The sequence below is a fragment of the Streptomyces sp. HPF1205 genome, from assembly GCF_020400825.1.
In the GTDB taxonomy this organism is placed as follows: Bacteria; Actinomycetota; Actinomycetes; order Streptomycetales; family Streptomycetaceae; genus Actinacidiphila.
This window is the reverse complement of the sequence record NZ_JAINVH010000027.1, coordinates 83,538-110,091: the sequence shown is the minus strand read 5'-3', so window position 1 is coordinate 110,091 and position 26,554 is coordinate 83,538. Positions and strand designations below refer to the sequence as shown.

Genomic DNA, 26,554 nt, shown 5'->3' with positions numbered 1-26,554 from the left:
GTGGCGGGAACGCCGGACGGAACACCGTTCGCGCGCGGAACCCCGTTCGGGGACGGGACGCCGCCCGGGGACGGCGTGACGACGGGGGAACCGGGTCGGCCGGTGGCAGGACTGGTTGGCATTTCCATCCTTCGCGTTCGACGACAAGACCTTAGTCTGCCGCACTCGTGACCCGCGCCCGTGTCCACACCGCTGAGCCGTCCCCGGCGCCCGGGAGCGCGCACGGAGTACGCGGGGTGCCGGGCGCGCTCGGCGGCCGGCCGACGGCCGGCCGCGACCATCGCTTCCGACGGCCGGTCGCCACCACTGGTTGCGGCGGCTGCTCGCCACCAGTGCTCGCGGCGGCCGGCTCGGCGCCAGGGAGCGGCCCGCCCCCCGCCCTCACACGTGTTCTCCCGCGCGCGGGCCGGTCACCGCAGGTCACCCACCGCCGGAGCCCCGGGGCAGAGGACCACCGACATAAGCGGTGACCTGCGGCGACGAGGTGATTCCCCGGGGGTGCCGGCACCCCGGCCGGGCTCACCCGTACGAGTGAACGGGTACGGTCGTTGCCAAGGTGGCGGCGGAGCACGCCGGCGACCGCGCCCCGTGCGCCAAGTCCAGGCGAACGGCCGGTGAACGGCGGCGGTCCCGATCCGATAGCCTCTCCCGTCGTGCCTGGCCCGGTTCTGCCGCCGCGCCCCTCGGGCACGCGCGTCCGCACGCTTTCAGGGAGTGGGTTCCTCTGCCGACCGCCGTTCTCACCGGCCCCTCCGCCGCCGGCACGCCGTCGCCGCTCGCTGCCGACCTCCGGGCGCTCGGCTTCCAGGTGGCCGAGGCCGACACCCCCGAGGCCGCCGCCGCCGTGCTCGGGGCGCTGCCGGCCGCCGAGCGGGTCGCCGTCGTCGACCGCCGCTTCGTCGGCCACCGCCACGCCCTGCGCCTGGCCCTGACCGACCCCCGCTTCGACACCGCCGCCGTCCCCGGCGCCCTGTCCGCGCAGGCGGCCGGCCGCCCGGCGCTGATGCGCGCCCTGGCAACGGTGTCGGCCGCCACGCCCCCCGCCGCCGGCGCCACCGCGGGCCCCCCGCCCGCGGGCCCGTCCGCCTCCGGTCCGGTCCTCGCCCGGGCCGGCGCCGCGACAGGCGCGGCCTTCGACGCCGCGCTGCCCGACGCCCTGGCGGACGCCCTGGCCGAGGCCGGCGCCGCGCCGCACCGGCCCGAGCTGGGCGTCCTGGTCGCCACCGTCGCCACGGACCCCGAGGCCCGGCGGGCCGCCGCCGAGGCCGCGGCCGCGGTGGACGAGGAGTCGGTACGGCTGCGCAGCGCGGTCAAGTCCCGCGACGGTTTCTTCACCACGCACTTCATCAGCCCCTACTCCCGCTACCTGGCCCGCTGGTGCGCCCGGCGCGGACTGACGCCCAACCAGGTCACCACGGCCTCGCTGCTGGTCGCGCTGATCGCCGCCGGGTGCGCGGCCACCGGCACCAGGGGCGGCTTCGTCGCGGCCGGCGTGCTGCTCATCGCCTCCTTCGTCCTGGACTGCACCGACGGCCAGCTCGCCCGCTACTCGCTGCAGTACTCCACGCTCGGCGCCTGGCTGGACGCCACGTTCGACCGCGCCAAGGAGTACGCGTACTACGCGGGACTCGCCCTGGGCGCCGCCCGCGGCGGGGACGACGTGTGGGCGCTGGCGCTGGGCGCCATGGTCCTGCAGACGTGCCGGCACGTGGTGGACTTCGCGTTCAACGAGGCCAACCACGACGCCACCGCGAACACCAGCCCCACGGCCGCCCTCTCCGGCCGGCTCGACAGCGTCGGGTGGACCGTGTGGGTGCGCCGGATGATAGTGCTGCCGATCGGTGAGCGCTGGGCCCTCATAGCCGTGCTCACCGCGGCCACCACCCCCCGTACCACCTTCGTCGTCCTGCTCATCGGCTGCGCCCTGGCCGCCTGCTACACCACCGCCGGCCGCGTCCTGCGCTCGCTCACGAGGAAGGCGCGGCGCACCGACCGCGCCGCCCGCGCCCTGGACGACCTGTGCGACAGCGGGCCCCTCGCCGAGGCCGCCGCCCGGCTGCTGGCGCCGCTCGCCCGCCGGCTGCCCGCCTTCGCCCCGCCCGCGCTCGCCCTGGCCGGCGCCGGCCTGCTCACGGCCACGGCGGCCCTCGCCCCGCGCGGCAGCTGGTGGGTGGTGCCCGCCGCACTGGTGTACGCCCTCACCTCCGCCGCGGCCGTCGCCCGGCCCCTGAAGGGCGCGCTCGACTGGCTGGTGCCGCCGTTCCTGCGCGCCGCCGAGTACGGCACCGTCCTGGCACTCGCGGCCGTCTCAGGGGTGAACGGGGCCTTGCCCGCCGCTTTCGGGCTGGTGGCGGCTGTCGCCTACCATCACTACGACACGGTGTACCGCATCCGCGGCGGCACCGGGGCGCCCCCGCGGGCCCTGGTGCGGGCGGCAGGCGGGCACGAGGGCCGGGCACTGCTGGTGGCGGTTCTCGCGGCCGCTCTCGCGCACCGGACCGGATTCACTGTCGCGCTGACGGTCCTCGCGGTCGTCCTCGCGCTGCTGGTCCTCACCGAGAGCGTCCGCTTCTGGGTGTCCTCGGGGGCCCCCGCCGTACATGACGAAACAGGAGAACCCGCATGATCGGCCTTGTACTGGCGGCAGGCGCCGGAAGGCGGCTGCGCCCCTACACCGACACCCTGCCCAAGGCGCTGGTGCCGGTCGGTCCCGCGGGAGCCGAGGACGGCCCGACCGTCCTGGACCTGACCCTGGGCAACTTCGCGGAGATCGGGCTCACCGAGGTCGCGGTGGTCGTGGGGTACCGCAAGGAGGCGGTCCACGCGCGCAAGACGGCCCTGGAGCGGAAGTACGGGCTCACCCTCACCCTGATCGACAACGACAAGGCCGAGGAGTGGAACAACGCCTACTCCCTGTGGTGCGCCCGCGACGTGCTCGGGCACGGCGTGATCCTCGCCAACGGCGACACCGTGCACCCCGTGTCGGTGGAGCGGACGCTGCTGGCCGCGCGGGGCGGGGGCAGGCGGATCATCCTCGCCCTGGACACCGTCAAGAAACTCGCCGACGAGGAGATGAAGGTCGTCGCCGAGCCGGGCAGGGGCGTGCGCCGCATCACCAAGCTGATGGACCCGGCCGGGGCGACCGGCGAGTACATCGGCGTCACCCTCATCGAGGCGGAGGCCGCCGCCGAGCTGGCCGACGCCCTCAAGGCCACGTACGAGCGCGATCCGGACCTGTACTACGAGGACGGCTACCAGGAGCTGGTCGACCGCGGTTTCACCATCGACGTCGCCCCCATCGGCGACGTGCGCTGGGTCGAGATCGACAACCACGACGACCTCGCCAAGGGCCGGGAGATCGCGTGCCAGTACTGACCCGGCTGATCCCCTCGCCGCTGGTCGTGGACATCCGCGGCGGGGCGCTCGCCGACCTGTCCAAGCTCCTGGCCGACCAGCGGATCTCCACGTCGGGCAAGCTCGCGGTCGCGGCCAGCGCGGGCTCCGGGGCCAGGCTCAGGGAGCGGCTGGCGCCCGAACTGCCCGGCGCGGACTGGTATCCCGTCGGGGGCGGCACCATCGACGCGGCCGTCGAACTCGCCGACGCGATGCGCGGCAAGCGCTACGACGCGGTGGTGGGCCTGGGCGGCGGCAAGATCATCGACGTCACGAAGTACGCCGCGGCCCGCGTCGGTCTGCCGATGGTCGCGGTCGCCACCAACCTGTCGCACGACGGCATCTGCTCGCCGGTGTCCACCCTGGACAACGACAACGGCCGCGGCTCGTACGGCGTGCCCACCCCGATCGCGCTGGTGATCGACCTCGACGTCATCCGCGAGGCTCCCGCGCGGTACGTACGGGCCGGCATCGGCGACGCGGTCTCCAACCTGTCCGCGCTGGCCGACTGGGAGCTGTCGCACCGCGAGACCGGCGAGCCCATCGACGGGCTGGCCGCGGCGATGGCCCGCGGCGCCGGCGAGGCGGTGCTGCGCCACCCCGGCGGCATCGGCGACGACGACTTCCTCACCGTCCTGTCCGAGGGACTGGTGCTGTCCGGCATCGCCATGACGATCAGCGGCGACACCCGCCCCTCCTCCGGCGCCTGCCACGAGATCAGCCACGCCTTCGACCTGCTGCACCCCAGGCGCGCCGCCGCGCACGGCGAGCAGGTCGGCCTCGGTGCCGCGTTCGCGATGCACCTGCGCGGCGCCCGCGAGGAAGCGGGCACGATCGCCGAGGTGCTGCGCCACCACGGGCTGCCCGTGCTGCCCGGGGAAATCGGCTTCACCGACCCGGAGTTCGTCGACGCGGTGCGCTTCGCACCGAGGACGCGGCCCGGACGCTACACGATCCTGGAACACCTGGACCTCTCCGCCTCCGAGATCAGGGACGCATACGCCGACTATGCCAAAACCATCAGTAGCTGAACTGCGTCCGGTCGTTCACCCCGCGGGGGTCAAGGACCGGCGCAGCGGCGAGCACTGGGCCGGCCGGCTCTACATGCGCGAGCTGTCGCTGCGCATAGACCGGCATCTGGTGCACACCTCCGTCACACCCAACCAGCTGACCTATCTGATGACCGTGTGCGGGGTGCTCGCCGCGCCCGCGCTGCTCGTGCCGGGCGTCGCGGGCGCCGTGCTCGGCGTGGTCATGGTCCAGCTCTACCTGCTCCTGGACTGCGTCGACGGCGAGATCGCCCGCTGGAAGCAGCAGTTCTCCCTCGGCGGGGTCTACCTCGACCGCGTGGGCGCCTACTTGTGCGACGCCGCCGTGCTCGTCGGCTTCGGACTGCGGGCCGCCGACCTGTGGGGCAGCGGCCGCATCGACTGGCTGTGGGCGTTCCTGGGCACCCTGGCCGCCCTCGGGGCGATCCTCATCAAGGCGGAGACCGACCTCGTGGGCGTGGCCCGGCACCAGGGCGGGCTCCCGCCGGTCAAGGAGTCGGCGTCCGAGCCGCGCTCCTCCGGCGTGGCCCTGGCCCGCCGGGCGGCCGCCGCCCTGAAGTTCCACCGCCTGGTGCTGGGCGTCGAGGCGTCCCTGCTCATCCTGGTGCTGGCGATCGCCGACAAGGCCCGCGGCGACCTGTTCTTCTCCCGGCTCGGCGTGGCCGTGCTGGCCGGAATCGCCCTGCTGCAGACCCTGCTGCACCTCGTGTCGGTCCTCGCCTCCAGCAGGCTCAAATGAGCACGCCCCCGGGTACGTCCCCGGCCGGCGCCGAACTCACGGTCGGCGCGGTGGTCATCACCATGGGCAACCGGCCGGCCGAGCTGCGGGCGCTGCTGGAGTCGGTGGCCAAGCAGCAGGGCCCCGCCGTCGAGGTGGCCGTGGTCGGCAACGGCTCGCCGCTGCCGCCGCTGCCGGCGCACACGCGCACCGCCGAGCTGCCGGACAACCTCGGCATCCCCGGCGGCCGCAACGCCGGCATCGAGCTGTTCGGGCCGGGCGGCCGTGACGTGGACGTCGTGATGTTCCTCGACGACGACGGCCTGCTGCCCTCGGACGACACCGCGGAGCGGGTACGGGCCGCCTTCGCCGCCGACCCGCGGCTGGGCATCATCAGCTTCCGTATCGCCGACCCGGAAACCGGGACCACCCAGCGCCGCCACGTGCCCCGGCTGCGTGCCTCCGACCCGCTGCGCGACTCGCGGGTGACCACCTTCCTCGGCGGCGCCTGCGCCGTTCGCACCCGGGTGATCCAGGAGGTGGGCCCGCTGCCCGCCGAGTTCTTCTACGCGCACGAGGAGACCGACCTGGCCTGGCGCGCCCTGGACGCGGGCTGGCAGATCGAGTACCGCTCGGACATGGTGCTGCACCATCCGGCGACCTCGCCCGCCCGGCACGCGGTCTACCACCGGATGGTGGCCCGCAACAGGGTGTGGCTGGCCCGTCGCAACCTGCCCTGGCTCCTTGTTCCCGCCTATCTCGGCGTATGGTTCATGCTCACCCTGCTGCGCTGGCCGTCCAGGGCGGCGCTGCGGGCATGGCTGGGCGGATTCCGCGAAGGATGGACCACCGCATGCGGTCCCCGGCGGCCCATGCGGTGGCGTACGGTGTGGCGGTTGACCCGACTGGGCCGACCCCCGATCATCTGACAAGCTCGCACCTGAGAGCATCAGGCGCAGCCCGGGAATCCCCCTGCTTCCGGTGCGCACCTTGAGGACGAAAGTGTCAACTGTGAGCGAGACAACGCACAATGGTGCGGTCGCCGTCGGAACCCCTCCGGCACCGTCGGCCGACGACGGCCTCAGCCCCGCCCAGCTTGCGGCCAAGTACGGCCTCTCCGTCAGCGGCGCGCGCCCGAACCTGACGGAGTACACCCGGCAGCTGTGGGGCCGCCGGCATTTCATCAACGAGTTCGCCAAGGCGCGCACCCAGGCCCAGTACACCCAGGCCCGGCTCGGCCAGCTCTGGCAGGTCATGACCCCGCTGCTGAACGCGGCGGTCTACTACCTGATCTTCGGTCTGCTGATCGGCACCAGCAAAGGCATCGACAACTTCATCGCCTTCCTGGTCACCGGCATCTTCATCTTCACCTTCACGCAGTCCTCGGTACTGGCCGGCGTGCGTGCGGTGGCCGGCAACCTCGGGCTGATCCGGGCGCTCCACTTCCCGCGCGCCTCGATGCCGATCGCCTTCACGCTGATGCAGCTCCAGCAGCTGCTGATGTCGATGTTCGTGCTGATCGCCATCGTCCTGATGACCGGCGAGGTGCCCGACGCCTCCTGGCTGCTGCTGATCCCCGCGCTGCTCACCCAGTGGGTGTTCAACACCGGGCTGGCCCTGATCATGGCCCGGCTGGGCAGCAAGATGACCGACCTCGCCCAGCTCATGCCGTTCATCCTGCGTACGTGGATGTACATGTCCGGCGTGATGTACAGCATCGACAAGCTGACCGCGAACGCCCCGCACTACGTGCGCATCCTGCTGGACACCAACCCGGCCGCGGTCTACATCGATCTGGTGCGCTTCGCGCTCATCAACAGCGTCACCTCCTCGCAGCTGCCGCCGCACGTGTGGGCGAGCGCCGTCGGCTGGGCGCTGCTCGTGGGCATCGGCGGCTATGTCTACTTCTGGAAGGCGGAGGAACAGTATGGCCGTGGCTGAGCAGCAGACCGCCGTCAAGGACGCGCCCGCGCCGGCCGACGCCCGGGTGCCCACCGTGATCGTGGACGACGTGCACATCGTGTACAAGGTCTACGGCGCCGGCACCGGCAAGGGCAGCGCCACCGCGGCCCTGGCCCGGCTGATCCTGCGCAAGGGCTCGCCCAACGTCCGCCGGGTGCACGCCGTCAAGGGCGTCAGCTTCACCGCCTACCGCGGGGAGGCCATCGGCATCATCGGCTCCAACGGCTCCGGCAAGTCGACCATCCTGCGGGCCATCGCGGGCCTGCTGCCGCCCGAGAGCGGCAAGATCTACACCGACGGGCAGCCGTCCCTGCTGGGCGTCAACGCGGCGCTGATGAACGACCTGACCGGCGCGACCAACGTCATCCTCGGCGGCCTGGCGATGGGCATGTCGCAGGAGGAGATCCACGAGCGCTACCAGGGCATCGTCGACTTCTCCGGCATCAACGAGAAGGGCGACTTCATCTCGCTGCCGATGCGCACGTACTCCTCCGGCATGGCCGCCCGGCTGCGCTTCTCGATCGCGGCCGCCAAGAACCACGACGTGCTGATGATCGACGAGGCGCTGGCCACCGGCGACCGCGCCTTCCAGCGGCGCTCGGAGGCCCGCATCCGCGAGCTGCGCAAGGAGGCCGGCACCGTCTTCCTGGTCAGCCACAACAACAACTCCATCCGCGACACCTGCGACCGGGTGGTGTGGCTGGAGAAGGGCGAGTTGCTGATGGACGGTCCCACCGACGAGGTGATCAAGGCCTACGAGGCCCACACCGGGAAGTGACCGGATCGCAACCTGATCGATCAGCCCCCGCCGGATGATCCGGCGGGGGCCTTTTGTTGTGCTGTCATGTCACGCCCCCGGCGTACGCGGAGGGTGGGCCCGACGTAAGCTGTACCGGTGCTGGGGAGCCTGCCGAAGATCGATGCCGCGTGCGCGCGAGAGCTGGTGCGGCGTGTCCGAAATGGGAAGATTCGACCGGGCAGTGTAGAACGGGGGATGTGGCGGCCATGACGAAGGGGACCATCCTGCTCCGGGGTACGTCCGCCGCCTGTGTGCCGGGAACTCCGCGGTGACCCGGGAGGAGTCGTCCCGGGCGGTCCTGGACAAGGCCGCGCGCGAGAACTTCCCGGTGGCACCGGTGTTCCTGCCGCGTGCCTGGCGCCAGGACCTGATGGCCGTCTACGGATTCGCCCGCCTCGTCGACGACATCGGCGACGGCGACCTGGCCGGCGGCGGGCGCGAGGACGCGGTGCTGCTCGGCCTCGACCCGGAGGCGGCCGCCGACCGGGTCGCCATGCTGGACGCCTTCGAGGCCGACCTGCGCCGGGTGTTCGACGGCACCCCCCGCCACCCCCTGCTGCTCGCCCTGCGGCCCACCGTCCGCCGCCACCGGCTGCGCCCCGACCCGTTCGTCGGTCTCATCGAGGCCAACCGCCAGGACCAGCGGGTGCGCCGCTACGCGACGTACGACGACCTGCTCGCGTACTGCGAACTGTCCGCCAACCCCGTGGGCCGCCTGGTGCTGTCCATCACCGGCACCTCGACGCCGGAGCGGGTGCGCCGCTCGGACGCGGTGTGCACCGGGCTGCAGATCGTGGAGCACCTGCAGGACGTGGCCGAGGACCTCGGCCGGGACCGGATCTACCTGCCGGCCGAGGACATGAAGCGCTTCTCGGTGGACGAGGCGGACCTCGCCGCGCCGACCGCGGGGGAGGGGGTGCGCGCCCTGATCGCCTTCGAGGCCGAGCGTGTCCAGCACCTGCTCGACGAGGGCTCCCCCCTGGTGGGCAGCGTCCGTGGCAGGCTTCGTCTGCTGCTGGCCGGTTTCGTCGGCGGGGGGCGGGCCGCGCTGAAAGCGGTCCGCGGCGCGGGTTACGACGTACTGGCCGGTTCGCCCAAAGCCACCAAGCCCGGCCTGCTGCGCGAGGTGGGTTCGACATTGCGAAGAGAGGGGTGAGCCGGACCGTGAACGGTTCCGTCCAGACGTCCGGACAGGTACTTGCGGCATACAGATACTGTGAGACCGTGACCGGCTACGAGGCCCGCAACTTCGCGTACGGAATCCGCCTGTTGCCGACTCCCAAGCGGCAGGCGATGTCGGCGCTCTACGCGTTCTCCCGGAGGGTCGACGACATCGGCGACGGCGACCTGCCGGCCGAGGAGAAGCTCCGCCGCCTGGAGGCCACGCGCCAACTGCTCGGCCGGGTGCGCGACGGCGGCGTCGCGGAGGACGACACCGACCCGGTGGCGGTCGCGCTGACCGACGCGGCCAAGAAGTTCCCCCTGCCGCTGGGCGGTCTGGACGAACTCATCGACGGCGTCCAAATGGACGTTCGGGGGGAAAGTTACGAAACGTGGGACGACCTGGCGGTTTACTGCCGGTGCGTAGCGGGTGCCATCGGAAGGCTCTCCCTGGGCGTTTTCGGCACCGTGAATGGGCACGATCAGGCACGTGCCGCCGAATTCGCCGACACCCTCGGCCTCGCCCTGCAGCTTACGAACATCCTGCGCGACGTCCGGGAGGACGCCGCCAACGGACGGACCTACCTGCCCGCCCAGGACCTGGCCAAGTTCGGCTGCGCCGCCGGGTTCCACGGCGACGCCGCCCCGCCCGGTTCCGACTTCGCGGGCCTGGTGGAGTTCGAAGTACGGCGCGCCCGTCGGCTGTTCGCCACCGGCTACCGGCTGCTGCCCATGCTCGACCGGCGCAGCGGCGCCTGCGTGGCGGCCATGGCGGGCATCTACCGCCGGCTGCTGGAGCGGATCGCCGCCGACCCCGAGGCGGTCCTGCGCGGCCGGGTCTCGCTGCCGGGCCGGGAGAAGGCGTACGTCGCGGTACGGGGCCTGGCCGGGTTCGACGCCCGCCGTTCCGCCCGGGTCCTGCCACGGGGGGACGAGTGAGCACTACCCGCGACGGCGCGGGTCCAGCACGGCACGCGAACCATCGAGCAACCCCAGCGGCACGCACCGCGTCACCTTTCGCAATGGCCCCCCGCGTCGGGCGGGGCGGGCCCCGAGGGGAGGGCGCATGACCGCCGCGCCGACGGCGCGCACCGGCACCGGTCCGGGCCCGCGTACGGCCGTGGTGATCGGCGGCGGACTGGCCGGCGTCACCGCCGCGCTCACCCTCGCCGACGCCGGCCTGCGGGTCACCCTCGCCGAGGCCCGGCCGCGGCTGGGCGGGCTCGCCTTCTCCTTCCGGCGCGGCGAGTTGAGCGTCGACAACGGCCAGCACGTCTTCCTGCGCTGCTGCACCGCCTACCAGTGGTTCCTGGACCGGATCGGCGCCCGTGACCTGGTCACGGTGCAGCGCCGGCTGGACGTGCCGGTGCTGGACGCGGCCACCGGGCGGCTCGGCAGGATCGGCCGCAGCGCACTGCCGGTGCCCCTGCACCTGGCGGCGAGCCTGACCCGTTACCCCCACCTGTCGCTGCGGGAACGCGCGTCGGTCGGCCGTGCCGCGCTCGCGCTGCGCGGCCTTGACCTGGCCGACCCGGCCCTGGACGGCACCGACTTCGGGAGCTGGCTGGCCCGGCACGGCCAGTCGGCGCGGACCGTCGAGGCACTGTGGGACCTCGTCGGGGTCGCCACCCTCAACGCGGTGGCGGGCGACGCCTCGCTGGGGCTGGCCGCGATGGTGTTCAAGACCGGGCTGCTGTCCGACCCGGCCGCCGCCGACATCGGCTGGGCCACCGCCCCGCTCGGCGACCTGCACGACGGCCGGGCCCGCAAGGCGCTGGACGCCGCCGGTGTCCGGGTGCTGACCCGGACCAGGGCCGCCGCCGTGACCGCCGGCGCCGCCGGCGGCTGGGAGGTGGCGGTGCAGACCGGACCCGGCCGCGGCGAGCAACTCGACGCGGCCGCCGTGGTGTTGGCGGTTCCGCAGCACGAGGCCCACGACCTGCTGCCGGACGGCGCCCTGCAAGATCCGGAAAAGCTGTTGCGCATCGGTACCGCGCCGATCCTCAATGTTCATGTGATCTACGACAGGCAGGTGCTCGACCGGCCGTTCCTGGCGGCCCTCGGCACCCCTGTGCAGTGGGTCTTCGACCGCACCAAGAGCTCCGGGCTGACCGGCGGCGGGCAGTACCTGGCGTTGTCCCAGTCCGCCGCCGCGGGCGACATCGACCTGCCGGTCGCCGCGCTGCGCGACCGCTACCTGCCCGAACTGCGGCGGCTGCTGCCCGCCGCGCGGGACGCGGAGGTCCGCGACTTCTTCGTCACCCGCGAACGTACCGCCACCTTCGCGCCCGCCCCGGGGGTCGCCGCCCTGCGGCCGGGTCCGGCCACCCGCGCCACCGGCGTGTTCCTCGCCGGTGCGTGGACCGCCACCGGCTGGCCCGCGACCATGGAGAGCGCCGTGCGCAGCGGCCTCGGCGCCGCCAGGGAAGCTTTGACCGTGCTCGGGCTGCCGTACGGCAGTGGCGTACCGGAGGCGGCATGAGTGCTATTGGTGCAACCAGAGGAGAGAACGTGACCGCGGACAGCGTCATCGCGCTGCTGGAGAACGGCCGCATCCTGACCACCCCAGTGCTCCGCGCCGCCGTGGCACGACTCGCCCCGCCGATGGACACCGTCGCGTCGTACCACTTCGGGTGGATCGACCAGGCCGGGCGGCCCGCGGACGGCGACGGCGGCAAGGCCGTGCGCCCCGCGCTGGCGCTGCTGTCCGCGCAGGCCGCAGGCGCGCCCGCCGAGACCGGCGTGCCCGGCGCGGTCGCCGTGGAGCTGGTGCACAACTTCTCGCTGCTGCACGACGACCTGATGGACGGCGACGAGCAGCGCCGGCACCGGGACACGGTGTGGAAGGTGCACGGCCCCGCGCAGGCCATCCTGGTCGGCGACGCGCTGTTCGCGCTGGCCAACGAGGTGCTGCTGGAACAGGGTACGGCCGACGCGGGCCGGGCCACCCGCCGGCTGACCACCGCCACCCGCAAGCTGATCGACGGTCAGGCCCAGGACATCTCCTTCGAGCACCGCGAGCGGGTCACCGTGGCGGAGTGCCTGGAGATGGAGGGCAACAAGACCGGCGCGCTGCTGGCCTGCGCCTCCTCGATCGGCGCGGTGCTCGGCGGTGCCTCGGAGGCCGACGCGGACGCCCTGGAGGAGTACGGCTACCACCTCGGGCTGGCCTTCCAGGCGATCGACGACCTGCTGGGCATCTGGGGCGATCCGGCCACCACCGGGAAGCAGACCTGGAGCGATCTGCGGCAGCGCAAGAAGTCCCTGCCGGTGGTGGCCGCGCTGGCGGCCGGCGGACCGGCTTCGGAGCGGTTGGGCGAGCTCCTGGCGGCGGACGCGAAGAATCCGGAAAACGATACGTTCAGCGAGGAAGAGTTCGCGATGCGCGCCGCGTTGATCGAAGAAGCCGGTGGCCGGGAATGGACCTCTCAGGAGGCCAGAAGGCAGTACGCGACCGCGATTGCCGCGCTGGACAAAATGGACATGCCCGAACAAATTCACCGTAAGCTCGTGGGTCTGGCGGATTTTGTGGTGGTTCGCGAGAAGTAAAGCCCTACCGTGGAGCGCAAGACGTCGCCGGTCCCTTTCATGTGACGGCCGACGGCCGCCCCCAACACCGCAGAAGTCTCAACTGCAAAGGGGAAGCCATGACAGCGACGACCGATGGCAGTCCAGGGACGCCAACCCACCGGACACCTTCGGCCAGCAGCACCTCGGAGCCGGACCCCGTTCCAGGCGGCACCGAGGCCGCGGCGCAGCGTGCCGTGCAGCGCGCCGCAGACCACCTTCTGGCACGGCAGCATCCGGACGGATGGTGGAAGGGCGACCTCGAAACGAACGTGACCATGGACGCCGAGGACCTGCTGCTGAGGCAGTTCCTGGGCATCCGTGACGAGCGGGTCACCGCGGCCTCCGCCCGCTGGATCCGCTCGCAGCAGCGCGAGGACGGGGCCTGGCCCACCTTCCACGGCGGCCCCGGCGACCTGTCGGCGACCGTCGAGGCGTACGTGGCGCTGCGCCTGGCCGGCGACGCGCCGGACGAGGCCCACATGCAGCTCGCCGCCAAATGGTCCAGGGCCGAGGGCGGGGTGGCGGCCAGCCGGGTCTTCACCCGGATCTGGCTCGCCCTGTTCGGCTGGTGGAGCTGGGACGACCTGCCCGAACTGCCGCCGGAGATCATCTACTTGCCCAAGTGGATGCCGCTCAACATCTACTCCTTCGGCTGCTGGGCCCGGCAGACCATCGTGCCGCTCACCATCGTCGGCGCCCACCGCCCGGTGCGTCCGGCGCCCTTCGGGATCGACGAACTGCACGTCAACCCCGACATGCCCAACCCCAAACAGCGCAAGGCGTCCGTCAGGACCTGGGACGGCGTCTTCCAGCGGCTGGACCAGGCGCTGCACCTCTACCGCAGGTTCCGGCCGGCCGGCGTCCGCCGCGCCGCGATGAACGCCTGCGCGCGCTGGATCATCGAGCGCCAGGAGGCCGACGGCTGCTGGGGCGGCATCCAGCCGCCCGCGGTCTACTCGATCATCGCCCTCCATCTGCTCGGTTACGACCTGGACCACCCGGTGCTCAAGGCCGGCCTCGACTCGCTGGATCGTTTCGCCGTGTGGCCCGAGGAGGGCATGCGGATGATCGAGGCGTGCCAGTCCCCGGTGTGGGACACCTGCCTGGCCACCATCGCGCTCGCCGACGCCGGCCTGCCCACCGACCATCCTGCCCTGGTCAAGGCCGCGGACTGGATGCTCGGCGAGCAGATCACCCGACCGGGTGACTGGGCGGTCCAGCGTCCGCAGCTCGCCCCGGGCGGCTGGGCCTTCGAGTTCCACAACGACAACTACCCCGACATCGACGACACCGCCGAGGTCGTCCTGGCGCTGCGCCGCGTCGCCCATCCGGACCAGTCCAGGGTGGACGCGGCCGTGGACCGCGCGGTGCGCTGGAACGTCGGCATGCAGTCCAGGAACGGCGCCTGGGGCGCCTTCGACGCCGACAACACCAGCCCCTTCCCCAACCGGCTGCCCTTCTGCGACTTCGGGGAGGTCATCGACCCGCCGTCCGCCGACGTCACCGCCCACGTGGTGGAGATGCTGGCCGCGCTGGGCCTGGAGAACGACCCGCACACCCGGCGCGGCGTCGAGTGGCTGCTGGCGGAGCAGGAGGACGACGGGGCCTGGTTCGGCCGCTGGGGGGTCAACTACATCTACGGCACCGGCTCCGCGGTGCCCGCGCTCACCGCGGCCGGGCTGCCCACCGACCACCCGGCCGTCCGGCGCGCCGTCGCCTGGCTGGAGTCGGTGCAGAACCAGGACGGGGGCTGGGGCGAGGACCTGCGCTCGTACTCCGAACGGGAGTGGGTCGGCCGCGGCCACTCCACCGCCTCGCAGACGGCGTGGGCGCTGCTCGCGCTGCTGTCGGCGGGCGAGCGGGACAGCGACGCGGTGGCGCGCGGGGTGCGCTGGCTGACCGACACCCAGTTGGCGGACGGCTCCTGGGACGAGCCGTACTTCACCGGGACGGGCTTCCCGCGCGACTTCTCGATCAACTACCACCTGTACCGGATGGTCTTCCCGCTCACCGCGCTCGGCCGGTACGTCCGCGACGAGCCGTTCGGCAGGACCCACCCGGCCGAACGCGCCACCGCGCACCAGGCGGAACCCGCCGCCCGCCCCGGCGCCGGCGGCCCCAAGAGCACCAGCACCACCACGACCGCCAAGGGAAAGGGGGCTTAGTTCGTGGGCCATACACGACCGCCGCTGCTGGTGGTGTGCGCCCTGCGCATCGAGCGGTTCGCGCTGCGCGGGGGAGCGGCCGGGTCCGCCGCCGAAAGGGTGACCGTGCTGCGTACCGGCATGGGGCCCGCCAACGCGGACCGGGCCGTCCGGCAGGCCCTGCACGAGTCGGAGCCGAGCGGCGCGAGCGTCCTCACCACCGGTTTCTGCGCGGGCCTGGCCACCGGCATGCGGCCGGGCGATGTCGTGGTCGCCGACGACGGACACAACAGCGCCGAACTGGTCACCGCGCTCAAGGCCGTCCTCGCCGACACTGGCCACACCGTGCACACCGGCACTCTGGCGGAGTCCGACCATGTCGTGCGCGGCGCCGAGCGCGCCGCGCTGGCGGCGACCGGTGCCATCGCCGTCGACATGGAATCGGCCGCCATGCGACGTGCCGCGCTCGCCCAGGGGGCGCGGCACGTCGCCGCGGCCCGAGTCGTCGTCGACACGCCCGAGTACGAACTCGTGCGCGTCGGCACGCTCCGCACCGGGATCATCGCATTCCGAGTGCTCAGAGATCTTGTTCCCGCCTTTCTCGAATGGCACCGCACTACCCTTGCTCCCCCGGAGGTGAGCTAGATGGCCATGCCGCTTCGCCAGACGCTGCGCGTCGCGTCGTACCTCTTCGAACAGAAAATGGTCCGGCGCCGCGAAAAGTTCCCCTTGATCGTCGAACTCGAACCGCTCTTCGCCTGCAACCTCAAATGCGAGGGCTGCGGCAAGATCCAGCACCCCGCCGGTGTGCTCAAGCAGCGCATGCCGGTCGCGCAGGCCGTCGGGGCGGTGCTGGAGTCGGGCGCGCCGATGGTGTCGATCGCGGGCGGCGAGCCGTTGATGCACCCCCAGATCGACGAGATCGTGCGCCAGCTCGTGGCGCGGAAGAAGTTCGTCTTCCTGTGCACCAATGCGCTGCTGCTGCGCAAGAAGATCGACAAATTCACGCCTTCCCCGTACTTCGCCTTTACCGTGCACATCGATGGAATGCGTGAACGGCACGACGAGTCCGTGGCCAAGGAGGGCACCTTCGACGAGGCGGTGGCGGCCATCAAGGAGGCCCAGCGCCGCGGATTCAGGGTGACCACCAACTCCACCTTCTTCAACACCGACACCCCGCAGACCATCATCGAGGTGCTCAACTTCCTCAACGACGACCTCAAGGTCGACGAGATGATGCTGTCGCCCGCGTACGCGTACGAGAAGGCGCCCGACCAGGAGCACTTCCTGGGGGTGGAGCAGACCCGCGAGCTGTTCAAGAAGGCGTTCGGCGACGGCAACCGGCGGCGGTGGCGGCTCAACCACAGCCCGCTCTTCCTGGACTTCCTGGAGGGCAAGGCGGACTTCCCCTGCACCGCGTGGGCCATCCCCAACTACTCGCTGTTCGGCTGGCAGCGCCCCTGCTACCTGATGGCCGACGGCTACGTGCCCACGTACCAGGAGCTGATCGAGAAGACCGACTGGGACAAGTACGGCCGCGGCAAGGACTCCCGCTGCGACAACTGCATGGCCCACTGCGGCTACGAGCCGACGGCCGTGCTGGCCACCATGGGCTCCCTGAAGGAGTCGCTGCGCGCCGCCCGCGAGACCGTCGCCTCCAACCGCTCCGGGAAGTGAGCCTGGCGGGTACCGCCAGGTGACAGCAGGACGGCAGCAGGGCCGCCGGAGGAGCGAGCGCTCGGCCGGCGGCCCACCCGCCGCCGGCCCGGCAGGCAGGATCAGCCCGGTCCGGCCGGCGGCGTACGCACAACCGGCAGGGAAGCGCGGGGGATAGCGCTGGAAAGAGGTCCGCACATGTCGTTGCTGGAGAACATCAAAGGCCCACGCGACCTGAAGGCTCTGCCCGAGGGCCGGCTCGACGAACTCGCCGCCGACATCCGGCAGTTCCTCGTCGAGGCGGTCGCCAGGACCGGTGGCCACCTGGGACCCAACCTGGGCGTGGTGGAACTGACCATCGCGCTGCACCGGGTCTTCGACTCGCCGAAGGACCGGATCCTGTGGGACACCGGCCACCAGAGTTACGTCCACAAGCTGCTCACCGGCCGGCAGGACTTCTCCAAACTGCGCAGCAAGGGCGGCCTTTCCGGCTACCCCTCGCGGGCGGAGTCCGAGCACGACGTGATCGAGAACAGCCACGCCTCGACGGTGCTGGGCTGGGCCGACGGCCTGGCCAAGGCCAACGAGGTACGCGGCGCCCGCGACCACGTGGTCGCCGTCATCGGCGACGGCGCCCTGACCGGCGGCATGGCCTGGGAGGCGCTGAACAACATCGCCGCCGCCAGGGACCGCCCCCTGATCGTCGTCGTCAACGACAACGCCCGCTCCTACGCCCCCACGATCGGGGGACTCGCCAACCACCTGGCCACCCTGCGCACCACCGATGGCTACGAGCGGTTCCTGTCCTGGGGCAAGCAGGTCCTCCAGCAGACGCCGGTCGTCGGCCGGCCGCTGTACGAGTCCCTGCACGGCGCCAAGAAGGGCTTCAAGGACGCCTTCGCGCCGCAGGGCATGTTCGAGGACCTGGGCCTGAAGTACGTCGGCCCGATCGACGGACACGACATCGCGGCCGTGGAGTCCGCCCTGCGCCGTGCCCGCCGCTTCCACGGCCCGGTGCTGGTGCACTGCCTCACCCAGAAGGGCCGCGGTTACGCCGCGGCCGAGCAGGACGAGGCCGACCGCTTCCACACCGTCGGCGCGATGGACCCGCTCACCTGCCGCCCGCTCGCTCCCTCCGGCCCGTCGTGGACCTCGGTGTTCGGCCAGGAGATGCTGCGCATCGGCGACGAGCGGCCCGACGTCGTGGCCATCACGGCGGCGATGCTCCAGCCGGTCGGCCTGGAGGCGTTCGCCAAGGCGTACCCGCACCGCGTCTTCGACGTGGGCATCGCCGAGCAGCACGCGGCGACCTCGGCCGCGGGCCTGGCCACCGGCGGGCTGCACCCGGTGGTCGCGGTCTACGCGACCTTCCTCAACCGCGCCTTCGACCAGGTGCTGATGGACGTGGCGCTGCACAGATGCGGGGTCACCTTCGTCCTGGACCGGGCCGGGGTGACCGGCCCGGACGGCGCCTCCCACAACGGCATGTGGGACATGTCGATCCTCCAGGTCGTCCCGGGCCTGCGGATCGCCGCACCGCGCGACGCCGCCCAGCTGCGCGCCCAACTGCGCGAGGCGCTCGACGTGAGCGACGCCCCCACGGTCGTGCGCTTCCCGAAGGAGACCGCCGGCGCCGACATCCCCGCCCTGGAGCGGATCGGCGGCATGGACGTGCTGCACCGCCCGGAGCGCGGGCAGCACCCCGACGTGCTGCTGGTGTCCGCGGGCGCGCTCGCGGGCACCAGCCTGGACGCCGCCGGGCTGCTGGCCGAGCGGGGCCTCGGCGTCACCGTCGTCGACCCGCGCTGGGTCAAGCCCGTCGACGCCGAGCTGCCCGCGCTGGCCGCCCGCCACAGGCTCGTGGCGGTGGTCGAGGACAACGGCCGCGCCGGAGGCGTCGGCGCCGCCGTCGCCCAGGCGCTGCGCGACGCCGGCGTGGACGTGCCGCTGCGCGACTTCGGCATCCCGCAGGAGTTCCTGGCGCACGCCAAACGCGGTGAGGTGCTCGCCGACCTCGGTCTGACCCCCGCCGAGATCGCCGGGCGGATCGGCGCCGCCCTGACCCGCATCGAGGCACGCGCGGCCGGCGCCGCGGCCGTACCCGCGCCCACCGCGCCGGACACCGGCGCGTCCGGCGCGGGCGCGCACCCGGCGCCCGTACGGATCCATCCACGCAAGGAGCAGGTGAACGATGACATCGTCTGACGGGCGGGCGCAGGGGACGGCCGCGGGGGAGACGGGCGAACCCGCGACCGTGTCGGAGGCCGGGGCCGGGACGGCGGATCCGCAGGCGCCCGCCGTGCCGCAGCCCGCCGGGGAGCACGGGCACAAGGAGTTCGACCTGGCCACGCTGCTGGCCGAGCGCGGCGGTGAGCGCTACGAGCTCTACACCAAGCACCTCAACCACCAACTGCCGCGAATGCTCCACACCATCGGCTTCGACAAGTTCTACGAGCGGGCCGAGGGCGCCCACTTCTGGGACGCCGACGGGAACGACTACCTCGACATGCTGGCCGGCTTCGGAGTGATGGGCCTGGGCCGCCACCACCCGGTGGTCCGCAAGGCGCTGCACGACGTGCTGGACGCCGGGCTGCCCGACCTCACCCGCTTCGACTGCCAGCCGCTGCCCGGCCTGCTCGCCGAGAAGCTGCTCGCACACTCCCCGCACCTGGACCGGGTGTTCTTCGGCAACAGCGGCACCGAGGCGGTCGAGACCGCGCTGAAGTTCGCCCGCTACGCCACCGGCAGGCCGCGCGTGCTGTACTGCACGCACTCCTTCCACGGACTGACCACCGGCTCGCTGTCGGTCAACGGCGAGGCCGGCTTCCAGGACGGCTTCGCGCCGCTGCTGCCCGACACCGCGATCCCGCTGGGCGACCTCGACGCGCTGGCCGCGGAGCTGCGCAAGGGCGACGTGGCCGCCCTGATCGTGGAGCCCATCCAGGGCCACGGCGTGCACATCTGCCCGCCCGGCTGGCTGGCCGCCGCGCAGGAACTGCTGCACCGGCACAAGGCGCTGCTGATCTGCGACGAGGTGCAGACCGGCCTCGGCCGCACCGGTGACTTCTACGCCTATCAGCACGAGGAGGGCGTCGAGCCCGACCTGGTCACCGTCTCCAAGGCGCTGTCCGGCGGCTACGTGCCGGTCAGCGCCACCCTCGGCAAGGACTGGATCTTCAAGAAGGTCTACTCCTCGATGGACCGGGTGCTGGTCCACTCCGCCAGCTTCGGCTCCAACGCCCAGGCCATGGCCGCGGGCCTGGCCACGCTGTCGGTGATGGAGGACGAGGGGATCGTGGCGAACTCGCGCCGGGTCGGCGACCTGCTGCGTACCCGGCTCGCCGCGCTCGTCGACCGGTACGAGCTGCTCAAGGACGTGCGCGGGCGCGGCCTGATGGTCGGCATCGAGTTCGGCCGCCCCAAGTCGCTGGGGCTGCGCGGCCGCTGGACGATGCTCCAGGCCGCCCGCAAGGGATTGTTCGCCCAGATGGTGGTGGTGCCGCTGCTGCAGAAGCACCGCATCCTCACCCAGGTCTCCGGCGACCACTTGGAGGTCATCAAGCTCATCCCGCCGCTGGTGGTGGACGAGGCGGACGTGGACCGGTTCGTCGCCGCCTTCACCGACGTGATGGACGAGGCGCACAACGGCGGCGGTCTGATGTGGGACTTCGGCAAGACCCTGGTCAAGCAGGCGATCGCCGCCAGGTAGCGGCGCGGGGGCGCGCGGACCGCTGGGGCTCCGCCCCGCGCGCCCCCGTACGCACCCGCTCAGTCGGTGAGCAGCCGCTCGCGCAGCCGCTCCCGGCGCCGCGGGGTGAGTCCCAGCGCGTCCTCCAGGTAGCGGTCCACCGAGCCCCATTTCCCCTCGATCGTTTCGAAGGCGGCGTCCAGGTACTCCAGCCGTGCCTCGAACAGCGGGCTGAGCAGCGCGTGGATCTCGGGGTCGATGGCCGAACCGGTGGACCCGTCGCCGCGGACGATCCGGTAGCGGCGGTGGCGGGCGTTGCTCTTCAGGTAGTCCGCCTCGATCGCGGACCGCTCCACGCCCAGGGCGAGCAGCACGATGGCGATGGAGGTACCCGCCCGGTCCTTGCCGGCCGCGCAGTGCAGCAGCGCGGGAACGGCGGGCTCGGCCGGATCGGCCAGTTCGGCGAGCAGCCGGGAGTGCTCCTGGTTGCGCTCCAGGATCAGCCGCCGGTACGCCTCGGACATCCGGGCCTCCGCCTTGCCGTCGCCCAGGAGTTCGCGCAGCGCCGCCACGTCGCCGTCGCGGACGATCCGCCAGAAGCCGTCGCCCTGGGCGGGGTCGCTCAGCGGGAGGTTGAGGTTGCGGGTGCCCGGCAGTTCGGTGTCCGGGCCCTCCAGCGCGATGTCGTCGCGGTTGCGGAAGTCGAAGACCGTGTGCAGGTTGAGACCGGCCAGGAAGGCGGCGTCCCGCGGCGTCGCGTGCGCGAGGTGGCCGCTGCGGAACAGCACCCCGCGGCGTACCCGGCGGCCGTCCGTCGTGGGCAGTCCTCCGACGTCCCGGAAGTTGCGCACGCCTGTCAGTTCGGGTTCCGATCCGGCCTGGCCGGTCTGCCGCACTTCCTGCGTCACCTGCGCTCCTCTCGTCCCGCCCGCTGCGAGTGCCGCGGCAATCCCGACAATACGACAGCGCGCCGCCGTTGACGTACCGATCGGTATGTTCCCGTCGGACCACCACGGGCCGCGGGCCGCGGCCGGCCGGGCCCGCGCGGCGGCCCGGCCGTATTCCCCGCGCGGCGGCTTCGCCCGGTGGGATGAATCACGTGGCGTCAACCCCTCCTTACGGTCGCGTAGGTCACAGCCCGGGGAGAAAGATGGACGGACGTGGCTGACGACGCTCCGAACGGCAGGTCCGGGGGAGCGGAACCCGGCGGGGCGGCACCGAGACGGTCGGCGCCCGGCCGGACGGGACTCGGGAGGGGGTCGGGGTGGGAGGAATCATCGGCTCGTACACCGCGGTGGGGGACAGCTTCACCGAGGGCGTGGGCGACCCGGGGCCGGACGGCGGCCTCGTCGGCTGGGCCGACCGGCTCGCGGCGCTCCTGGCCGAGCGCCACGCCGCGGACGCGCGTTCCGGCGGGGCCGCGCCGCGGTTCCGCTACGCCAACCTCGCCGTGCGCGGCAGGCTGCTCGACCAGATCGTCGCCGAGCAGGTGCCGCGGGCCATCGCCCTCGCCCCCGACCTGGTGACGTTCTGCGCCGGCGGCAACGACATCCTGCGGCCCGGCAGCGACCCGGACGCGATCGCGGAGCGCTTCGAGGCCGCCGTCGCCGACCTGGCCGCGGCGGTCGGCACCGTCCTGGTGTGCACCGGCTTCGACACGCGCGGCGTACCCGTGCTGCGCCACCTGCGCGGGAAGATCGCCACGTACACCGCCCACGTCCGGGCCATCGCCGACCGCCACGGCTGCCCGGTGCTGGACCTGTGGTCGCTGCGCTCGGTCCAGGACCGCCGCGCGTGGAGCCAGGACCGGCTGCACCTGTCGTCGGAGGGGCACACCCGGGTTTCGCTGCGGGCCGCCCAGGTGCTGGGCCTCGACGTGCCCGCCGACCCCGACCGGGCCTGGCCGCCGCAGGTCCCCAAGCCGCCCGCCGAGGTGCGCCGGGACAACATCCAGTGGGCCAGGGAGTACCTGGTGCCGTGGATCGGGCGGCGGCTGCGCGGCGAGTCCTCGGGCGACCACGTCGAACCCAAGCGCCCGGACCTGCTGCCGCTGTAGCCCGGCGGCCGGCGGGGACGGCCGGGGCTTACGTCAATGGGGCGCGCGGTGCGTGGCCAGTTCGGCCCACACCACGCGCCCCGTACCGTCTTCGGCCGGATCGGAACCCCAGGCCAGCGACAGCATGCTCACCAGCAGCAGCCCTCGCCCGCCCTCCTCGTCGGCCTCAGCGGTACACGGTACGGGAACCCCCGTTCCACGGCCCTGGTCGGTGACCTCCAGCCGTACGACCGTACCGATGTCCTGCACCACGCAGATGATCTTCTCGCTGTCCGTGTGCCGCACCGCGTTGGTGAACAGTTCGGTCACCACGAGGCTCGCGTCGTCGCGCACCTCCGTGTCGGCTCCCCACTCCCTCAGACGCGCGCGTATCCGCCCGCGGGCGTCCGCGACGGACGCGCTCAGCGCGGGCAGCCGGAAGACGTCCCGGCGACCGGGGTCGCCGACGCCGGCACAGCGCTTTTGCCTGAGGGCGTCAGGGTAAGGAGCCACCCCGTCACTATGAGGCCCGTCCCTGACACCTGGCAAGGTCCGATCTGTAAATTACAGATTCACCCGGCACATGCTGTTGAACTCGCTGACGGCATGACACACTTCTTGTGTGCCAAGGTGGTTGGAGGATGAAGCGACGTGATGGACCCCCGGCCGGGTGGCGGTGCCCCGACCGTCCTGCGCATGGTGCTGGGAAGACGCCTCCAGGACCTCCGTGAACGAGCCGGACTGAGCTACGAGCAGGCCGGCCGCGCCCTCGACGTCACCCATGCGACCATCCGTCGCATGGAGCGGGCCGAGGTCGGGCTCAAGCTCCCGTACGTCGAGAAGCTGCTCATGACGTACGGAATCACCGCACCCGAGGAGATCGGCGGGTTCCTCGCGCTCGCCCGCGAGGCCAACCGCCCCGGCTGGTGGCACAGCTTCCGCGACGTCCTGCCCGACTGGTTCAGCGCCTTCGTCAGCCTTGAGGGCGAGGCCTCCATCATCCGCGCCTACGAACCGCACTACGTCCCCGGCCTGCTGCAGACCCCCGCCTACGCGCGTGCCGTGCTGCGCGCCGGACTGCCCAGCGCGCCGCAGGAGGAGATCGAGCGGCTGGTGGACCTGCGGGCCGAGCGCCAGGCGCTGCTCGACCGGGACGCGGCGCCGCTGCTGTGGGTGGTCATGGACGAGACGGTGCTGCGCCGGCCCATCGGCGGCCGGGAAGTGATGCACGAACAGATCGGCGCCCTGATGGACGCCACCGAGCGGCCCAACGTGCGGCTGCAGGTGATGCCGTTCGCGGCCGGTCCGCATCCCGCGATGTACGGGCCGTTCCACATCTTCCGGTTCCAGATCCAGGAACTTCCCGACGTCGCCTACACCGAAAGCCTGGTCGGCGGCGTCTACTTCGATGAGCGCGACGACGTGTCCGCGTTCCTGGAGGCGCTCGACCGGATGAGTGCGCAGGCATCGCCCGCACAAAGCACCAAGGCCATCCTCGATGGCATGCGCAAGGAGATCTGAACCATGGATCGCATCAGCAACGACGACATATGCGGGGACATTTACGGGTGCCAGACCCGGTTCGACCCCGCCCATGACGGTATCTACAATGGCATGCCGGCGAACCAACTCGGTCCGGACGGCTGGCGGAAACCGTGGAGCGGCGGCAACGGCGGCTCCTGTGTCGAGGCCAAGAAGCTCAACGACGGGCGGGTGGCGCTGCGGCAGTCCACCGATCCGGACGGACCGGCGCTCATCTACACCAACCACGAGATCACCACCTTCATTGAGGGCGCCAAATCGGGCCAGGCGGACTTCCTGCTCGGATGATCTCGAAACACTGCGTATCACTTGTCGAACTACTGATGCACCATATTGCGGCTGAGCGGAGGACGGTGTGACCGACCGGGGTTTCTCCGCCGAGGAGATAGACACGAGCAGGCCCCATCCGGCCCGCATGTACGACTACTACCTCGGTGGCCGGGACAACTACGAGGTGGATCGCGAGGCGGCCGACAGAATCATCGAGATCGCGCCCGACGTGGTCCCCAGTGCCCGCGCCAACCGCGAATTCCTCCGGCGGGCCGTGCGCTGGCTCGCCGACAACGGCGTCCGCCAGATCATCGACATCGGCACCGGCATACCCACCTCGCCCAACACCCACGAGATAGCCCACGCGGTGTCACCGGACGTGCGGGTCGCCTACATCGACAACGACCCGATCGTGGCCCGGCACGCCGACGCGCGGCTGCTCGGCACCGGCAACACCGGCTTCTTCCTCGGCGACATGCGCGACCCGGACAGCATCCTCGGCCACCCCACCATCGGCGAGCTGATCGACGTGCGCCGGCCGGTCGCCCTGATGCTGGTGTCGGTACTGCACTTCGTCCCGGACGAGGACGACCCGGCGGGCCTGATCGCCGCCTTCCGGGACGCGCTTCCGGCGGGCAGCCACCTGGTGCTCTCGCACGGCACCTCGGACTTCCACACCGGGGAGGTCGTGGACGAGCCGCTGCAGATCTACAAGAAGTCCACCGCGAGCGTGACCCTGCGCAGCCACGCCGAGGTGACGGCCCTGTTCGACGGCTTCGAGCTCGTCGAGCCCGGCCTCGTCCAGGTGCCGCTGTGGCACCCGGACGGCCCCGCCCCCGCGCCCGAGGAACTGCGCAGGGTCGGCCTGTACGGCGGCATCGGCCGGCTGATGGAGAGGAACGCATGACCGAGCAGGGCTTCCCCGCCGCTCAGATAGACACCAGCAGGCCGCACCCGGCCCGGATGTACGACTACTACCTCGGCGGCTGGGACAACTACGAGGTCGACCGGGAGGCCGCGCAGCGCGTCGTCGACCTGCTGCCCGACATCATCCCGGCGGCGCGCGCCAACCGCGACTTCCTGGGGCGTGCCGTCCGCTTCCTGGCCGCGAACGGGATCCGGCAGTTCATCGACATCGGCACCGGCATCCCGACCTCGCCGAACACGCACGAGGTCGCGCACTCGATCTCACCGGAGATCCGGGTGGCCTATGTCGACAACGACCCGATCGTCGCCACCCACGCGGGCGCCAAGCTCACCGGCTCCGGCAACACGGGCTTCTTCCTCGGCGACGCCCGCGACCCGCGCAGCATCCTCGAACACCCCACCATCGGCGAGCTGATCGACTTCGGCCGGCCGGTCGGCCTGATGCTCGTGGCGCTGCTGCACTTCGTCAAGGACGAGGAGGACCCGGCCGGCATCGTCGCCACCCTGCGCGACGCCCTTCCGGCCGGCAGCCACCTCGTGCTCTCGCACGCCACCGCCGACTTCCACGCCAGCGACCTCCCGGGGGTCTACAAGGTCTACGAGGGCGCGACGGCCACCCTCAACACCCGCTCGTACGACCAGGTGCTGGCCCTCTTCGACGGGTTCGAGATCCTCGACCCCGGGCTCGTGCAGGTGCCCGCCTGGCGGCCGGACGGGGACGGACCGACGCCCGAGGAGATCAGCAGGGTCGGCTTCTACGGGGCGGTGGCCCGCAAGCTCTGACGACGGCCGTCGAGGAAGCCCGCGACGGCCGAGGTGAAGGACCGCGGGTCGTCGAGCCACGGGTAGTGCCCGGCGCCCGGCTGCACCACGAGCCGGCCGCCGGGGAACAACCGGGCCCCCTCGGCGGCGGTCTCCGGGCGCGGCCCGGGATCCAGCTCCCCGGCAAGGACCAGTACGGGCGCGGCCAGCCGGGCCAGCGCCGCCTTCGTCCGCGCCGGGTCGAAGGCGGCCGCCGGCTGGTACGCGCGCGCGGCCGGCTCGTTGGTCTGCGCGACCTCGGCGGCCGCGTGCCGCTCGGCCCGCGCGTCCCAGCGGCCGTAGTACAAGGGCGTCACCGCGTCCCAGTCCTCGTCCGTCCCCTCGCCCCCGCGGGCCAGGATCCGCTCCAGCGCCCGCGCGGCGGCCGGATGCCACGGCTCCCCGGCTCGCGCCGCCGCGGCCCGCCGGCGCTGCTCGCCGGTGGTGGCCAGGCCCAGCGCGCTCAGGTTCGGCGTCACCAGGACCAGGCGGCGGACGCGTTCGGGGTGCGCGGCGGCGTACAGGACCGCCAGGTTGGCGCCCGCCGAGTGCGCGAGCAGGTCCGCCGGGCCCGGCCCCAGCCGCGCCAGCAGCGCCCCGACATCGCCCACCTGCCGGTCGCAGCGGTACGAATCGTCGCGCGCCGGGACCTGCGAGCCCCCGGTCCCGCGCAGGTCGAGCAGCACCAGCCGCCGGTGCCCGGTCAGGCCGCCCAGGTCGCCGAGATACTCCGAGGCGCGCATGGGGCCGCCCGGCAGGACCACCAGCGGTTCGCCCCGCCCGCGCAGGTGGTAGCGCAGCCGGGTGCCGTCGGGCGCGGTGAGGTCGGGCATCCGCCG

At 72.3% G+C, this 26,554-nt stretch carries 24 protein-coding genes; 21 read left to right on the top strand and 3 right to left on the bottom strand.

Going from position 1 to position 26,554, the window contains the following annotated elements:
• Window positions 1–724 precede the first annotated feature (724 nt).
• The 16 genes from K7G61_RS26325 (at window position 725) to K7G61_RS26250 (ending at window position 20,161) form a co-directional block, all read left to right on the top strand.
• Window positions 725–2,626 carry a DUF5941 domain-containing protein gene (locus tag K7G61_RS26325; protein ID WP_225849482.1) on the top strand — a complete coding sequence of 634 codons (1,902 nt, stop codon included), beginning with the start codon at window positions 725–727 and terminating at the stop codon, window positions 2,624–2,626.
• Complete coding sequence (locus tag K7G61_RS26320; protein ID WP_225849471.1) at window positions 2,623–3,375, top strand: sugar phosphate nucleotidyltransferase; 753 nt, start codon at window positions 2,623–2,625, stop codon at window positions 3,373–3,375. Before K7G61_RS26325 ends, K7G61_RS26320 begins: the two co-directional genes overlap by 4 nt.
• Window positions 3,363–4,424, top strand: coding sequence for an iron-containing alcohol dehydrogenase family protein (locus K7G61_RS26315; protein ID WP_225849470.1), 1,062 nt, complete (start codon window positions 3,363–3,365; stop codon window positions 4,422–4,424). The genes K7G61_RS26320 and K7G61_RS26315 overlap by 13 nt, the downstream gene beginning before the upstream one ends.
• Window positions 4,402–5,181 (top strand): CDP-alcohol phosphatidyltransferase family protein, encoded by a 780-nt coding sequence (locus K7G61_RS26310; protein WP_225849469.1) that lies wholly within the window; start codon window positions 4,402–4,404, stop codon window positions 5,179–5,181. Before K7G61_RS26315 ends, K7G61_RS26310 begins: the two co-directional genes overlap by 23 nt.
• The gene (locus K7G61_RS26305) at window positions 5,178–6,089 is read left to right on the top strand and encodes a glycosyltransferase family 2 protein (protein WP_225849468.1); all 912 of its coding nucleotides are present in this window, start codon (window positions 5,178–5,180) and stop codon (window positions 6,087–6,089) included. The genes K7G61_RS26310 and K7G61_RS26305 overlap by 4 nt, the downstream gene beginning before the upstream one ends.
• An 82-nt stretch (window positions 6,090–6,171) precedes the next feature.
• Window positions 6,172–7,101 (top strand): ABC transporter permease, encoded by a 930-nt coding sequence (locus tag K7G61_RS26300; RefSeq protein ID WP_225849467.1) that lies wholly within the window; start codon window positions 6,172–6,174, stop codon window positions 7,099–7,101.
• Window positions 7,088–7,900 (top strand): ABC transporter ATP-binding protein, encoded by an 813-nt coding sequence (locus K7G61_RS26295; protein WP_225849466.1) that lies wholly within the window; start codon window positions 7,088–7,090, stop codon window positions 7,898–7,900. Before K7G61_RS26300 ends, K7G61_RS26295 begins: the two co-directional genes overlap by 14 nt.
• Window positions 7,901–8,189: 289 nt before the next feature.
• Window positions 8,190–9,077 (top strand): squalene synthase HpnC, encoded by an 888-nt coding sequence (hpnC, locus tag K7G61_RS26290; RefSeq protein ID WP_225849465.1) that lies wholly within the window; start codon window positions 8,190–8,192, stop codon window positions 9,075–9,077.
• A complete protein-coding gene (gene hpnD, locus K7G61_RS26285; RefSeq protein WP_225849464.1) occupies window positions 9,074–10,021 on the top strand; it encodes a presqualene diphosphate synthase HpnD in 948 nt (315 codons plus the stop codon). The genes hpnC and hpnD overlap by 4 nt, the downstream gene beginning before the upstream one ends.
• A 127-nt stretch (window positions 10,022–10,148) precedes the next feature.
• Window positions 10,149–11,564, top strand: coding sequence for a hydroxysqualene dehydroxylase HpnE (gene hpnE / locus K7G61_RS26280; protein WP_225849463.1), 1,416 nt, complete (start codon window positions 10,149–10,151; stop codon window positions 11,562–11,564).
• Window positions 11,561–12,631: a polyprenyl synthetase family protein gene (locus tag K7G61_RS26275; RefSeq protein ID WP_225849462.1), complete on the top strand. Its 1,071-nt coding sequence runs from the start codon at window positions 11,561–11,563 to the stop codon at window positions 12,629–12,631. The genes hpnE and K7G61_RS26275 overlap by 4 nt, the downstream gene beginning before the upstream one ends.
• 98 nt (window positions 12,632–12,729) lie before the next feature.
• Complete coding sequence (gene shc, locus K7G61_RS26270; protein ID WP_225849461.1) at window positions 12,730–14,817, top strand: squalene--hopene cyclase; 2,088 nt, start codon at window positions 12,730–12,732, stop codon at window positions 14,815–14,817.
• 3 nt (window positions 14,818–14,820) lie between these two features.
• Window positions 14,821–15,441: a 1-hydroxy-2-methyl-2-butenyl 4-diphosphate reductase gene (locus K7G61_RS26265; protein ID WP_225849460.1), complete on the top strand. Its 621-nt coding sequence runs from the start codon at window positions 14,821–14,823 to the stop codon at window positions 15,439–15,441.
• A complete protein-coding gene (gene hpnH, locus K7G61_RS26260) occupies window positions 15,442–16,473 on the top strand; it encodes an adenosyl-hopene transferase HpnH (protein ID WP_225849459.1) in 1,032 nt (343 codons plus the stop codon).
• 177 nt (window positions 16,474–16,650) lie between these two features.
• Window positions 16,651–18,657 (top strand): 1-deoxy-D-xylulose-5-phosphate synthase, encoded by a 2,007-nt coding sequence (gene dxs / locus K7G61_RS26255; protein ID WP_225849458.1) that lies wholly within the window; start codon window positions 16,651–16,653, stop codon window positions 18,655–18,657.
• Complete coding sequence (locus K7G61_RS26250; protein WP_225849457.1) at window positions 18,644–20,161, top strand: aspartate aminotransferase family protein; 1,518 nt, start codon at window positions 18,644–18,646, stop codon at window positions 20,159–20,161. The genes dxs and K7G61_RS26250 overlap by 14 nt, the downstream gene beginning before the upstream one ends.
• A gap of 59 nt (window positions 20,162–20,220) precedes the next feature.
• Here K7G61_RS26250 and K7G61_RS26245 read toward each other — a convergent pair whose 3' ends face one another.
• Window positions 20,221–21,048 carry a tyrosine-protein phosphatase gene (locus K7G61_RS26245; RefSeq protein ID WP_225849456.1) on the bottom strand — a complete coding sequence of 276 codons (828 nt, stop codon included), beginning with the start codon at window positions 21,046–21,048 and terminating at the stop codon, window positions 20,221–20,223.
• A gap of 356 nt (window positions 21,049–21,404) precedes the next feature.
• On the opposite strand from K7G61_RS26245, the gene K7G61_RS26240 reads away from it, so the two are divergent.
• Window positions 21,405–22,196, top strand: a complete 792-nt coding sequence (locus tag K7G61_RS26240) for an SGNH/GDSL hydrolase family protein (RefSeq protein WP_225849455.1) — start codon at window positions 21,405–21,407, stop codon at window positions 22,194–22,196.
• A gap of 33 nt (window positions 22,197–22,229) precedes the next feature.
• On the opposite strand, the gene K7G61_RS26235 is transcribed toward K7G61_RS26240, so the two are convergent.
• Window positions 22,230–22,688 (bottom strand): ATP-binding protein, encoded by a 459-nt coding sequence (locus K7G61_RS26235; protein WP_225849454.1) that lies wholly within the window; start codon window positions 22,686–22,688, stop codon window positions 22,230–22,232.
• Window positions 22,689–22,871: 183 nt separating this feature from the next.
• Here K7G61_RS26235 and K7G61_RS26230 point away from each other — a divergent pair, with 183 nt between their 5' ends.
• From K7G61_RS26230 to K7G61_RS26215, 4 genes are all read left to right on the top strand, one after another.
• A complete protein-coding gene (locus tag K7G61_RS26230; RefSeq protein WP_225849453.1) occupies window positions 22,872–23,696 on the top strand; it encodes a helix-turn-helix transcriptional regulator in 825 nt (274 codons plus the stop codon).
• 93 nt (window positions 23,697–23,789) lie between these two features.
• Complete coding sequence (locus tag K7G61_RS26225) at window positions 23,790–24,005, top strand: DUF397 domain-containing protein (RefSeq protein ID WP_225849481.1); 216 nt, start codon at window positions 23,790–23,792, stop codon at window positions 24,003–24,005.
• Window positions 24,006–24,072: 67 nt separating this feature from the next.
• The gene (locus K7G61_RS26220; protein WP_225849452.1) at window positions 24,073–24,894 is read left to right on the top strand and encodes an SAM-dependent methyltransferase; all 822 of its coding nucleotides are present in this window, start codon (window positions 24,073–24,075) and stop codon (window positions 24,892–24,894) included.
• A complete protein-coding gene (locus K7G61_RS26215; RefSeq protein ID WP_225849451.1) occupies window positions 24,891–25,697 on the top strand; it encodes an SAM-dependent methyltransferase in 807 nt (268 codons plus the stop codon). The genes K7G61_RS26220 and K7G61_RS26215 overlap by 4 nt, the downstream gene beginning before the upstream one ends.
• Here K7G61_RS26215 and K7G61_RS26210 read toward each other — a convergent pair.
• Window positions 25,670–26,548: an alpha/beta fold hydrolase gene (locus tag K7G61_RS26210; RefSeq protein ID WP_225849450.1), complete on the bottom strand. Its 879-nt coding sequence runs from the start codon at window positions 26,546–26,548 to the stop codon at window positions 25,670–25,672. The two genes, K7G61_RS26215 and K7G61_RS26210, sit on opposite strands and share 28 nt — an antisense overlap.
• Window positions 26,549–26,554: the final 6 nt, after the last annotated feature.